This is a genomic window from Streptomyces sp. NPDC035033 (assembly GCF_040636735.1).
Lineage (GTDB): Bacteria > Actinomycetota > Actinomycetes > Streptomycetales > Streptomycetaceae > Streptomyces.
Genome location: NZ_JBEZUZ010000013.1, coordinates 11,332 through 24,605, shown reverse-complemented (window position 1 = coordinate 24,605; position 13,274 = coordinate 11,332). Strand labels below are relative to the sequence as shown.

Sequence of the window (13,274 nt, the reverse complement as noted above, 5' to 3'; positions counted from 1 at the left end):
CGGGAGACGACCACCCCGTCACGGGAGGGACCGGGGAGGGCCGCCCCAGCCGGGCCGGGGCCGTCGGCGTCGTGCCCCTACCGCCACGGCCTCCCTCCCCACCACGGTCTCCGTCGACGCGGTGCCCGCCGAACACCCGGGGCCGGCTGGGCGAAGCTGCGCGCGGACGTCGATCTCACCGCACGCCACGGGCGCCGTCGCGCTCTCACGGTCCAGGCGGCTCCACCCGGACTCCCGCAGGAGAACGATCACCCTGTAGGCATCGAGGACGCCGCCCACCCGCACCCCGGTCGGCGGCTCCTCCGGCGTCCGCGTCCGTGCGGGGCGGGACGGGGGGCGCCGGCCCGCACCGCAGGCCGGCGGCAGTGGCAGCGGCAGCGGCAGCGGGAACGGGAACGGGAGCGGCAGGACCGGCTGGGCCTTCCCCGGCTGGACCCGGCCCGCCGGCCGGCCGCAGGCGCGGACCGGGGTCTTTCTCGTCACTCCTCGCCGGAGAACCGCTCCCACGCCGACTGGCGGGTGATGCCGAGCGTCTCGCCGATCCGGCTCCAGGTCACGCCCCGCCGCCGGAGTTCCCGCACCCACAACCGCAGGTCGGCCTCGGCCCGCTCGATGTGCCGGGCGACGTGCGGCAGACGGTCCAGGAGGTCCTCGTCCGTCATGGCCGCCCAGATCTGCGCGCGCTCCGCGTCGGGCTCCCCGAGCGTCTCGGTGACGATCCGCTCCGCCAGGGCCACACACCGGTCGCAGATGTGGACGCCCGGGCCCGCGATCAGCTCGCCGACCTCGGTGACGGGTTTCCCGCAGAAGGAGCAGTGCGTGGGGCCGGTGGGCTCGGTGATCGCCGCCATGGCCGACTCTCCGATCGTGTCAGGGTTTCCCTGACACGCTAGGCCGTCAGGGAAACCCTGACAACCCTCCGGCGCGGCAGACCGGTGAATGCCGGCATCACCGATGACAGCGGGTCCGCTCGAAGATGACGAGGAGGAACTTCGGCTCGCTGTCGTAGCGCGCATCGAGGCCGGGATCGCCGCCGCTCCGCCACCGCCGCCCGAGCCGATCGACGAGTTCCGTCGGACCTTCACCCGGCCCTCCGGTGAGACGCCTCGGACCCGACGGGCGGGATCCCCACCCCCGGAGCGGTCGGAATCGGCCGAGTACGCGTGTCCTCCGCCGCTCGTCCGGGGTGGTGTGGACGGCCGACAACAGCGCGGCCGGCTGCGCCTGCCCCCCCCCCCTCGGCCCCGCGACGGGTGCTCCCACCTGCCCCACCCGTCACGACGGCTGGATTTGCCCGCTTGTGGCCGAACCTCGCGGGCCGTCACCTTCGGGAGCGACACCCGCGTCTGACGAAGGGGGACCTGTTGGCCTACCCGACCGCACCCGAACCCCGACCCCTCACTCTGTGGACCGGCCGCGTGCTCTTGCACTGGGCACGCCTTCTCCAGCACACCGTCGCTTCCCGTGACCGCCGTCGGGCCCTCGTCGCCCGCCGGAACGCCGCCATGCGCGCCGCGCACGAGCGTGGCGTCGACAAGGGGACGATCGCCCGCGCGGTCCGTCTGAGCCCGGCCCGTGTCAGCCAGGCGCTTCGCGGCGAGCCCACCTCGGAGTAACCGGCGGGCACAGCACCGGTGGTGGTCTCGGACCCGCCGATCGAGACCACCATCTCCGCCTTGAGGTCTTGAGGTCTTGAGGTCTTGAGGCGAGGAAGCGGCGCGGGGTGGGGCGACGGGCGTCGCGGATGTGCCGTGGCTCGGCGCCGCCGGCCGGTCCCCCCCTCCCAGGACGCGGCCCGGCCGGCGAGCCGGTCGCCTTCGCCCTGGACGACCCATTCGGTGTCCGGCCATGGGGAGCACCCGGCACAGCGGTCATCGGCGCGATAGATCACGGGCCTGAGCGGCGGCTTCTCCGGGCTCGGTACGTGCCCGCCGTGCCACCGTCCGCTCCCGCCGGAGTCCGGAGTGGTGACGGCCAGACCCACGACAAGAAGATCCCCCAGGGCAAGCACCGCGCCATCGCCCCGGTAGGTGGACACCGCCTGGCACGAAGGCGCATCGCCCTGCCCGTCGGGCGCGTCCACCTCCACACCCGCCGCCAGGAGAGAGCCGGCAGTCGTGGCGTTCCGCTCATGCGCCGGAAAGCGCGGCCACGTCCACCCCTGGCGACCCTCACGGCCCGAGCCCTGATCCTCGTCCGCCTTGCCCGCCATCATCGCGATCGCGTGACGAAGGAGAGAGGGGCCCCCGGGGAGCGCGCGGGCTCCGGCGGGCTCCAGCGAGCGGCACGGGGCGGCACGGGGCGGGGTGGGCGGCCGGGAGCGATGCCGCGGCGGTCGCGCCCTCCGACATTGCTTGATAATCCAGACATATGGTGGGCATTGCAGGGTGGTGCGGGCCTCTCCCCAGGATGAGGACCCGCCCTGTCCACCCCTCCGTCCGCTCCCTGCGCGCCCCCGTCCGCCGCTGCCCGCCACCGTCCGATCCTTGCCCGCTGCCCGCCCGTTCCCGAACCGACCCCGAGAGACGTCAGCAAGCGCAGGGCCCGCACCCCGCCGAACCCGGCCCCACACCCGCACCCGCCCGGAAAGGTCCTGCCCATGAAGCATCCGCCCACCGGACAGGAACTCCGCCCGACACTGAACCGCCAGGCCCTGCACACCCTCCTCGCCGCCCAGCGAGACCGGATCACCGCCTACGCGCGCACCCGCCGGCCACGGTCGCACGCCCCTTCCGTCCCGGTACTCGAGCCGCCCGAACCCGTGCCCGCCGCCGTCCAGGACGTCCTCGACGCCCTGCCGACGGCGGCGATCCTGGTCGCTCCCGTCGTCGGCGACAGCGGCCGGATCACCGATTTCCTCTACCTCACCCAGAACGCCCGCGCCGTCGACTACTCCCGCGCCCACATCCCCACCGCGTCGGTGCCCCCCTGGTCCGGGCCGGTCCGCCTCTTCGACCGCTTCCCCGTCCTGGAGGGCACCGGTCTCCCCCGCATGCTCGCCGACGCCCACCACGAGCGCGTGCCCCAGGGCCCGGAGAGCGTGGAGTGGTTCGTCCCCCGGCCCGACGGGCCCCCGGCGCTCCTCAGCGACGACGTCGTCGTCGCCCCCTGCGGCAACCGCCTCCTCGTCACCTGGGAACGCGGCCACCGCGTCCGGATGGCCGCCGCCGCGCAGAGACTCGTCCGCGCCTGCTGGGCCGAGTGGAACCTCGCCGACGGCACCGTCGCCCCCTCCCTCGGCTTCGGCGACGTCCTCGGCCTCGCCCCCGACGGCCCCGTGCCCGGCGACTTCCTCGGCCTGGCCGACCTGGCCACCCCCGACAGCCTCCCGGAGCTCTACCGCCTCCTCTACGACGTCCTCCTGCGCAAGCACCGCTCCGAGTGCGCCCTGCGTCTGCGCGGCAGCCACGAGCGTGTCATCCGGGTCGTCGCCGAACCGGTCCGCCACCGTGGCGGACCGGTCTGGGCCGTCCGCGCCGTCCTCATCGACATCACCGACGCCACCCGCCGCCGTGCCTACGCCGAGGCCGCCGACGCCGAAGCGCGGCGGCAGCGCGCCCGGGCCGAAGCCCTCGGCGAGATCGCCGACGCCCTCCGCGAAGCGGTCCTGCCCCGCCCCGCGGACGGACTCGCCTCGTACGGCATCGACACGGCCGCCGTCTACCGGCCCGACTCCAACGCCTCCGGCGTCGGCGGCGACTGGTACAAGGCCCGCCAGATCCCCAGCGGCCGGCTCCTCCTCGCCCTCGGTGACGCCCGCGGCCACGGCCTCGACGCCGTCACCCTCATGGCCAAACTCCGCTACGCCCTGGCCGGGCTCGCCTTCACCGACACCCCGGTCGAGCAGCTCACCCACTGGCTCAACGACGTGGCCTGCGACGACGGCACCGAATCCACCGCCACCGCCGTCATCGCCCGTTACCACCCCGAACGGTCCCTGCTCCGCTGGACGTGTGCCGGCCACCCCCTCCCGGTCCTCCTCCGCGACGGCCGCGCCACCCTCCTCCCCGCCCCACCCGGCGGGCCCGGCCTCACCCTCGGGGTCCTCCCCGGCCTGCCCTATGCGGCGGCCGAGACGACGCTGGTCGAGGGCGACATCGTGCTGCTGTACTCCGACGGGCTGATCGAACGCCGGGACAGCGACCCCGACGAGGACACCGCCCGCCTCCTGGAGGCCGCCGAGGAAGTGTCCCGCGACCACCCCGCCGTACGTGACCACGCGAGCCTCCAGGCGTACGCCGACACTCTCATGGCCCACCTCGACGGACCCCACCGCTTCGACGACGCCACGCTTCTCGCCCTGCGCCGCACCGGCTCGTGACCTCGTGGAACGGGCATCCGGGCCGGTCGGTCCGGGCTTTCCCGCAGAAGAGGCGACGGCCCGCCTCCGCCACCGCTCCGTGGGCTTCGAGCCAGGCACGTACGGTGGCCAGCAGCGTGGCGCGGTCCTCCACCGACCGCCGCGGCGGGCAGGAGAGCACCCCGATCTCGGACCCGGGCCGGGCGCGCCGCGCGACACCGACGTCGAGCCGCCCCAATCGCCGGTCCAGGCCGGGAAGGGGCGGCGCGTCACCGGTGGCCTTCCGCCCCACGGGGTACGCCCCGGAGTGGGCCGGCCGTGAAACCCTCTCCATCATGTTCGAGAACGAGCGCAGCCAGCGGGCGACAGCAGGCATCGAGGCCCATGTCCGCGACTTCTTCACCGGCCACCTGGTTACGGTCGGCGACTACGACCTGGGGCCTGGACGAAGGGAAACGGTGCCCGGCCTCCGAATCCTCACCGTCAGCCCAGGACCGCGCGCCGACAGCTGGGCCTACATCACCGCCGGCTGCTGGTCCGCGGTCGAGACGGACGGTCACGGCCTCGAATTCGTCCTCACCGCTCCCGTCCGCGACGAACGCTTCAACGATCTCCTGGCCATGATCGCCTGCTACCACGCCGATCACCACCTCGATGTCGAGCACAGCCTGCCCATCGGAGAGCCGTGGCTGCCCGGATCCCCCTGCGACCACCTGCTGATCAGCCTCCCCTACCTCCATGGTCCCGGCCTGGAGCACTGCCCGCTGCCGGACGGCCATGCCCGCATCCTCTGGGCCCTGCCGGTCACCGCAGCCGAGATGGCATACCGCCGAGAGCACGGCCACGAAGCCCTTGAACAGCTCTTCGACGAGCACGCGATCGTCCCGACCGATCCAAGGCGTCCGTCCGTCGCCTGAACCTCGGGCGTGGCCGCGCAGGCGGCCGGGCCACGCGAGGGCACCGCCCCTGACACAGGCCCTGCGCCGGGCAAGGCCCGACGGCACGGAGTGGACATCCAGGCCGTCACCGGGTCCGCCGGCGGGCTGATCCAGTACGCGCCGGCATCGCCCGGCCGCACGGCTGCATCACCACCGCCCGCACCCATCGCATCGTCACGGCCCGTGAAAGGCCGCAGATCCCCGCGTTCGTCGAACAATGCCTGTGCAGGAACCGGCGGAACGTCCCGGGTGCCGTTCGAACGCCGCCCGGGACGACCCCACGCCACCCGACAGGCAGCCGTCAACCGCGCACACGCCCGGCTCCGTTTCTCCGTCGATTCCGGCCGTGGTCCTTTCGATGATCGCCTCCTGCGCGCAGGAGGAGTGGCCGGTTGGGGTTACGGCGGCGGGCACAGCGAGCACCTGTCCACGGCGATCGCCGAGGCGATGCGTCTGGCCAGGCCCGGCAGGGGTACTGTCCGTCACGGATCTCGGCATCGAAACGGCGAGAGATGAGCTGTCCCGCTGGGTGGGCCAGGGCGGTCAGGAGATCGACGGCTTCGGTGATGGACCGGTGGGCCGTGGTTGCACCGATGCCGAACCCGGCCACGAGCTGGGCGTAGGGATGTCCGTTGCCCCGGCGAGCGAGGGCGGGCAGGGCCTGTCGGCCGGCGCTCGACCGGCACCACCGGCTGCCGATCGCACGGCGGCGTTCGCGGACGCGGGCGGTGAGGAAATGGAGATACGCGCTGGACAGGTCCGGTCCGGACGGGTGGACAAGCACGTCGAGCCTCTGGCGACGCGGGTGCTCTCGGCCGTGAACCTGTCTCCCGGGGGCTTCACTCGTCTGTCACGCCGACTACCCGATCCACGCCACAGGTCGAAGAAGCTCACCGTCATGAACATCTGCGTCAGGAACCCGACGCTGGACGTCAACGGTCTCCTCACCTGAGATCCTTCGGGTTGATCACCGCTGGGGGAGAAGTGGGCAGCCGCTTCTCCCCCGGCTTTCATTGCCATGAGGAGGCAACGATGATGTCGGATTTCTCGGACTGGCAGGACCGGATGCTGCGAGCGGTCTGGCGGCACGGGGAGCGACTCCCCGAGGAGGTGCTGACGTGGATGGCCGAGCTGTACGGCGAGCGTGGAGAAATCCCGGAGTCGGAGTTCTGTGAATCCTGGACCGCGCGAACCTTCTCCATGGCGAGACGGTCCTTCGAGACGGTCACCGAGTCGGCGGAGCAGGACACCGGGAAAGCGGCCACCGGCGACGACTTCTGCTTCATCGACTACGTCCGCGACCCGGACCTGGGACCGGTCGGCGTGGTCCACATCAAGTCGGCGGAGGTCTCCACACCCGATTCGGCAGAGGTTCTGGGTGCCGTGGCGGAAGGAGTGCAGGAATTCGTCATGAGCCACCATCGCGTGACCTGGCCCGTCTGCGGCGAGCACGGCCGTGGTCTGCATGTGGGTTACTTCCAGGAGACCGCGGTCTGGGAATGCACGGGCGGGACCACAGGTGGTCACGTGGTGAGCGCGATCGATCCCGCCGTTCAGCTGTAGATCACCGCGGTCCCTTTCTCCGGGTCAGCCACCGTCTCACCATGGTTTCCCCCGCTCTCCGCGTGATCCGGTGCGGTTGTGGTGCGGTGAGACCCACGCCCGGTTCGGTATCGGGAGCGCGATCGCCTACCGCTCCGTTTCGGGGCCGGCGCCTCAAGCGGTGGCAGCGCCGCCACCGCACCACCCACGCCGAGATCCGCCGCCTCGGCGAGCGGGACACGGCCTCCCTCGAAGGGTGGCGCCTTCCACGGAAGCTCCGCTGCGGTGGGGTTCCCGGTCAGGCCGCGCGGGCCTCGCGCCGGTAGCCGCCCGGGGCCTGGCCGTACTCGCGCTTGAAAGCCTTGGCGAAGGCGTACTCGGAGCCGTAGCCGGTGCGCGCGGCGACCGTGGACAGCGGGGCCTCGGACTCCCGGAGGAGTCGCGCGGCGGTCGTCATGCGCCAGCGGGTCAGGTACGCCATGGGCGGCTCCCCGACGAGGTCGTTGAAGCGGCGGGCGAAGGCCGCGCGGGACAGACCCGCGCGGGTGGCCAGCGACTCCACGGTCCACCGGAAGGCCGGCTTCTCGTGGATCGCCGCCAGGGCCGGCGCGACCGCCGTGTCGGCGAGCGCGGCGGCCCAGCCCTTGGCCTGCGCGGCCGGACGTTCCTCCAGCCAGGCGCGCAGGATGTACAGGAGCAGCGAGTCGATCAGCGCGGGCACGATGCCGGCGGAGCCCGGCCGCGGCTGCTCCAGTTCCGTGCGCAACAGCTGTACGGCCGAAGCCAGTTCGGGGTGCCGGAGGGGGTGCGCGGGCAGATGGATGATCTCGGGCAGCTGCCGTACGAGGGGGTGGGGGCGGGCCTGGTCGAGGTGGTAGTTGCCGCACAGCAGGTTGGTGGGGGCGCCCTCGCCGCCGACGGTGACCGTGCCGAGCGGTGAGCCCGGGCTGAACTGGGAGGCCCGCTCGACCTCGGCGGGGGTGTCGGGGTGGTCGGCCAGGATGTGACCGCACCCGTCCCGCAGGAAGACCACGTCGCCCGGGCCGAGCGGGAGGGGCGGCTGGGGGGCCGTGTCTTCCAGCGGGACGAGCCAGCACGTACCCGACAGCACCACGTGGAATCCCGCGCCGGCCACGGGGGGCAGCCTCAGTCCGAAGGGCACGCGTCCGGTGGTGCGGACGGAGACCGGTCGGCCGGTGCGCATCGAGGCCAGCACCTCGGTGAGGATGTCCAACTCCCGCCCCTCTCCGTGGGACTCCGGTCTTCTTCCGCACTCTAACCCGCCCCGCTCAGGCCACGGTCAGGACGACCTTGCCGCGGGTGCGGCCGGAACCGACCAGCTCATGGGCCTTCGCCGCCTGTTCGAGCGGGAGCGACACGGAGACGTGCGGGCGGATGCGGCCGGCGTCGATCAGGGCCGCGATCGCCTCCAGGGAGGCGTAGTCCGGTTCGACCGAGACCCCGGCGAAGCGGCGGCCTTCGCTCTCGACGCAGGCGGCGAGCTCGGTGTTCCAGTGCTCCATGATGCTGACCAGGGTGCCGCCGGGCTTCAGGACGCTCAGCGCGCGCTCGCCCTCGGAGCTGGAGTCGAAGACGACGTCGATCTCCTCGGCCGCTTCGGTGTAGTCGGTGGTGCGGTGGTCGATGATCTCGTCCGCCCCGAGTTCGCGTACGAAATCGTGGTTGGCGGCGCTCGTCAGGGCCGTGACGTGGGCGCCGCGCGCCTTGGCGATCTGCACCGCGAAGTGGCCGACGCCACCGGCCGCCCGGTGGATCAACACCCGCTGCCCTTCGGCGACTCGGGCCGCGTCGACCAGGCCCTGCCAGGCGGTGAGGGCGGCGAGCGGCACGGAGGCGGCCCGCACGTGGTCGAGCGTCGCGGGCTTGCGGGCCACCTGGCGCGAGGGCACCGCCACGTAGTCGGCGTAGCCGGTGGCGGCGCGCGGAAAGAACGGCATGCCGAAGACCTCGTCCCCGGGCTTGAAGCGGGCACCGGGTCCGGCTTCCTCGACGACGCCGGATATGTCCCAGCCGACACCGAACGGGGGCTCGCCCAGGAGCGGGTAGGCGCCGGAACGCACGGCCACGTCGACCGGGTTGACACCGCTCGCGTGAACGCGGACCAGGACCTCGCCGCCGAGCGGGGCGGGCTTGTCCCTCTCGGCGAGTTCGAGGACTTCGGGGCCGCCGAAGGACTTCTGGATGACAGCGCGCATGGTGAACTCCCTGTTGTGGTGGTGGTCTTGGGGGCGACCGCCCCTCGTGTGCCTCCACATTAGGAAGATCGAAGGAGCCGCTGAATATCTTCCCGTCGCAGAAAGATGTCCGAGCGTCTACGGTGCCGGGGGGAGGCGGCCCGGCGGAGGGGCTGAGCGCCACGGACGGGCCGGCGACCGAAGCGGCCCGTCCGCGCCCGGGCGCCGTCCCGTGACGACTTTCGCGGCGTGCGCCCGGGTCCGGGCAGCGCGTTCGGCCCGGGCGTCCTGGGCGCGCCTGGTCGCGGCCACGGCACGTCGTGCGGCCATCAGGCGCGAGCGCAGTCGGGCGGCGACGTCCTGGGGCACTTCGGGGTCTGCGGCCCGGATACGGCCAATCGGAGAGGGGCGCTCCGGCCGGGGCGGCGGCGCGCCCGGAAAACCCCTCCGCACCTGGGGTGTCGGCGCTTCGTCCGGCGCCGCTGTCGCGCAGGCATCGCACGGGTGTCACACGCTCGTCACACACCCGTCGTCACCCCATCGAACTCACGCCCTCCGGCATGGCCGGAAACCATGCGCTCCAAGGCCCCACTCCCCCACCGCCGTTGATCACCATCCCGGTGACCTCGGATACTGCGCTGACCGACCGCGGGCGCCGTTCGCGCCGCTGGCCGGATTCGACCACTCGACCTCATCCCAAGCTCCTGGGGGAGACTTGCGCGCACCCGTGCAGAAAGCACGCGCCCTCACGATCGCGGCGGCCACCTCGGTGGCCCTCGTGGCGGGCATGACCGGCCCGGCCACCGCGAACGTCCCGACCACCCCGCGCACCTCGGACGCCTCGGCTCCGCACCCGGCCCGGATCGGCGGTGACCAGCGGATCCCGCTCGTCACCGGCGACCGGGTGGTGGTGGACGCCGAGGGCCGGATGGTGCGGTTCGAAGCCGCTCCCGGCCGCGAGCGCATACCCGTCGAGGTGCGGCGCACCGGCGACCGCACCCTCGTGGTGCCCGCCGACGCGCGGCCCCTGATCGCGGACGGCCGGCTCGACCAGCGGCTCTTCGACCTCTCCGTGCTCACCGACCCCCGGTTGCGGGCGAGCCACCGCTCCGGGCTGAAGCTGATCGTCCGGTACGACGGGAGCGCCGCCTCCGCGCGGGCGTCGCTCCGCGCGGCCGGGGACACCGAGGTGCGCCGCACCTTCCCGACGCTCGGCGCCGACGCCCTGCTCGCCTCCCAGGACGACCTGGCCCGGGTCTGGGAGGCGCTGACCGACCGTCGGGCGAGCGGCGCCCGGGCCGCGGCCGCCGGCATCGGCACGGTCTGGCTGGACGGGGTGCGGGGCGCGAGCCTCGACCGCAGCGTCCGCCGGATCGGCGCCGACCGGGCCTGGGAGGCCGGCTTCGACGGCACCGGCGTGCGGATCGCGGTCCTCGACACCGGTGTCGACAAGACCCACGAGGACCTGCGGACCCGGGTCGTCGGCGAGAAGAACTTCTCCGCCTCCCCCGACGCGGCGGACCGCGTCGGCCACGGCACCCACGTCGCCTCCATCGCCGCCGGCACCGGCGCGCGGTCGGGCGGCCGGTTCAAGGGCGTGGCGCCGGGCGCCGAGGTGATCAGCGGGAAGGTCCTCGACGACGACGGGTACGGCGACGACTCCGCCGTCCTCGCGGGCATGGAGTGGGCCGCCGCCGAGGGCGCCGACGTGGTCAACCTCAGCCTCGGCAGCCCGGACAGCCCCGGTGTCGACCCGCTGGAGGCGGCGATCGACCGGATCTCCGCCGAGAAGGGGATCCTCTTCGCCGTCGCCGCCGGCAACGACGGCGAGGCCGGCGCCTCGACGATCGGCTCGCCCGGCAGCGCGGACGCCGCGCTGACCGTCGGCGCCGTCGACCACGACGACCGGCTCGCCCCCTTCTCCGGGACCGGCCCGCGCCTCGGCGACGGCGCCGTCAAGCCCGACGTGACCGCGCCCGGTGTCGCCATCACGGCCGCCGCCGCGCCCGGCAGCGCGATCGACACCCGCCCCGGCACCCCGCACCCGGCGCCGGGCTACCTCCAGATCGACGGGACCTCGATGGCGACCCCGCACGTGGCGGGCGCGGCCGCGCTCCTGAAGCAGCGGCACCCCGACTGGACGGCCGCCGAACTCAAGGGCGCGCTGACCGGGTCCGCCGAGGGCGGCGCCGGCCTCACCGCCTTCCAGCAGGGCACCGGCCGCGTCCGGGTCGACCGGGCGCTGGCCGGGACCGTGGTCCCCGGGCCGGTGTCGCTGAACTTCGGCACGGCCCGGTGGCCGCACGCCGACGACGAGCCGGTCACCCGGAAGGTCGGCTACCGCAACCTCGGGACGACCGACGTCACCCTCGACCTGTCGGTCTCCGGCCTGGACCCGGCGGGCAGGCCCGCCCCGGAGGGCTTCTTCACGCTCGGCGCCACCCGGCTCACCGTGCCGGCCGGCGGGTCGGCGGAGGTCGAGCTCACCGCCGACACCCGCGTGGGCGGGACCGACGGCACCTTCACCGGGTACGTCACCGCCACGGGTGCGGGGCAGTCGGTGCGCACGGCCGCGGTGGCCGTGCGGGAGGCGGAGTCGTACGACCTCACCGTCCGCACGCTCGGCCGCGACGGCGCCGACGCCCAGGACTTCGCCAACACCCTGACCGGCGTCGCCGGTCCGGCGGCCGGCTTCCAGACCCGGATCGACAACGAGCCGGGCAGCCACACGATCCGCGTGCCCAAGGGGTCGTACACCCTCAACACCGCCGTCTACGAGGACCCTTCGGACTACGCCAAGGGAACCGACTGGATCGCGCAGCCGAGGCTCGACGTCTCCGGTGACACCACGGTCACGGTCGACGCGCGCACGACGAAGCCCGTGGACCTGACCGTGCCGGGGATCGACCGGGCGGACTACGCGGGCACCTACTACGAGCGGAACACCGAGATCGGGCGGGTCGGCAACGGCTGGGTGCTGCGCGGTTTCGCCGGCTTCCGGACCGCCCACCAGGGTCCGGCCGTCACCGACGGCTCGCTGCTCCAGACCTGGGACGCGCACTTCCTGAAGGACGCCACCAGCCAGTACGCGGTGGCCTTCGGCGGGAAGGCGGAGACGGTCGCGACCGGTTACGCCCGGCACGTGAAGGCGGAGGAGTTCGCCACCCTGAAGGTGGAGCTCGGCGCCTCCGCGCCCGGCAAGTCCGCGCTCGCCTCCCCGTACGCCCACCTGCCGGGGGCGCCCGAGGGCAACGCCTTCTCCGCCCCGCAGCCGGCGCCCGGCACGCGCACCTTCCACGTCTCCACGGCGGACGGCGTCCGCTGGCTGACCCGGTTCAACCAGCTGGGCGCACCCGACGAGTGGGGCTACCCGGCCTTCGAGGGCAGCTACGAGATGGCCGCGCCGAAGCGGTACGAGGCGGGCCGGACGTACGGCGAGCGGTTCAACTCCGGCGTCTTCGGCCCGCTCCTGGGCGAGGGCACGGGGGTCTTCCGCACGGCGCCCGATCCGGCGACGGGCGAGCAGCGGCTCGTCGGCGCGGTGCCCCTGCTGGCCGACGGCCGGGGCCACGCGGGCTCCACCCTGTACTCCTCGGCCACGACGACGCTGTACCGCGACGGCGAGAAGGTCGCGTCGAACGAGGACCCGCTGAGCGGCTCGGAGCCCTTCGTCGTCGACGGCGCCGACGCCGCGTACCGCCTCGTCACCTCGGCGGAGCGGCCGGCGGAGGTCGCCGGGGCGTCCACCCGGGTCGAGACCTCGTTCGCGTTCCGGTCGGAACAGGTCGCGGAGACCACCGCCCTCCCGGTGTCTACGGTCCGTTTCGCGGCGCCGGTGGACCTGGAGACGCGGGCGCCGGAGCGGACGTGGGCCTCGGTCCCGGTGACCGTGCAGGGCTCGGCGGCCGGGAAGAACCTCAAGTCGCTGACCGTGAAGGTCAGTTACGACGACGGGAAGACGTGGCAGGCCGTGCCCGTCCTCGGCGGCCGGATCCTCGTGAGGAACCCGGCGAAGGGCGCGGGGATCGCGCTCGCCGCCGAGGTCACGGACCGGCAGGGCAACACCTCCACGCTGTCGATCAGCAACGCGTGGATCGGCAGGTGACGACGGCCCGTTGAGGGCCGGCCCCCGTCGAGCCGGCGTCACTGCCCCCGGGTGGTGGCGCCGGTTCGGCGCGTGGGGCGGTCGGGGGCGTCGGCCGGGGTGCGGTGGGGGTTGCGGTGGGGCTCGGGGCGGTGGACGGCCCGATGTGCCTTCCGCCTCGCATGCCCGTCCGCCCGGCTGGCCGACCGGCTATG

General features: G+C 73.6%; 7 protein-coding genes and 1 pseudogene. 4 read left to right on the top strand and 4 right to left on the bottom strand.

The features are described from left to right. Window positions 1-479: 479 nt before the first annotated feature. A complete protein-coding gene (locus AB0E83_RS08295; protein WP_362107764.1) occupies window positions 480-851 on the bottom strand; it encodes a ClpX C4-type zinc finger protein in 372 nt (123 codons plus the stop codon). A 1,748-nt stretch (window positions 852-2,599) separates the two neighbouring features. On the opposite strand from AB0E83_RS08295, the gene AB0E83_RS08290 reads away from it, so the two are divergent. Beyond that, complete coding sequence (locus AB0E83_RS08290; protein ID WP_362107761.1) at window positions 2,600-4,321, top strand: PP2C family protein-serine/threonine phosphatase; 1,722 nt, start codon at window positions 2,600-2,602, stop codon at window positions 4,319-4,321. Window positions 4,322-4,635: 314 nt separating this feature from the next. Further along, entirely contained in the window at window positions 4,636-5,217 is a 582-nt protein-coding gene (locus AB0E83_RS08285) for a suppressor of fused domain protein (protein WP_362107758.1), read from the top strand. Between the two features lie 553 nt (window positions 5,218-5,770). Here AB0E83_RS08285 and AB0E83_RS08280 read toward each other — a convergent pair. After that, window positions 5,771-6,022: pseudogene (locus AB0E83_RS08280) on the bottom strand (IS5/IS1182 family transposase); the annotation flags it as partial. 200 nt (window positions 6,023-6,222) lie between these two features. Between AB0E83_RS08280 and AB0E83_RS08275 the strand changes: the two are divergent. Then, on the top strand, window positions 6,223-6,801 hold the full coding sequence (locus tag AB0E83_RS08275; RefSeq protein ID WP_362107755.1) for a hypothetical protein: 579 nt from the start codon (window positions 6,223-6,225) through the stop codon (window positions 6,799-6,801). A gap of 277 nt (window positions 6,802-7,078) precedes the next feature. On the opposite strand, the gene AB0E83_RS08270 is transcribed toward AB0E83_RS08275, so the two are convergent. Together AB0E83_RS08270 and AB0E83_RS08265 are read right to left on the bottom strand one after the other, a co-directional pair. After that, the gene (locus AB0E83_RS08270; RefSeq protein ID WP_362107752.1) at window positions 7,079-8,014 is read right to left on the bottom strand and encodes an AraC family transcriptional regulator; all 936 of its coding nucleotides are present in this window, start codon (window positions 8,012-8,014) and stop codon (window positions 7,079-7,081) included. Between the two features lie 55 nt (window positions 8,015-8,069). Then, the gene (locus tag AB0E83_RS08265; protein ID WP_362107749.1) at window positions 8,070-8,996 is read right to left on the bottom strand and encodes an NADP-dependent oxidoreductase; all 927 of its coding nucleotides are present in this window, start codon (window positions 8,994-8,996) and stop codon (window positions 8,070-8,072) included. Window positions 8,997-9,702: 706 nt separating this feature from the next. Here AB0E83_RS08265 and AB0E83_RS08260 point away from each other — a divergent pair. Continuing rightward, window positions 9,703-13,080: a S8 family serine peptidase gene (locus AB0E83_RS08260; RefSeq protein WP_362107746.1), complete on the top strand. Its 3,378-nt coding sequence runs from the start codon at window positions 9,703-9,705 to the stop codon at window positions 13,078-13,080. Window positions 13,081-13,274 lie beyond the last annotated feature (194 nt).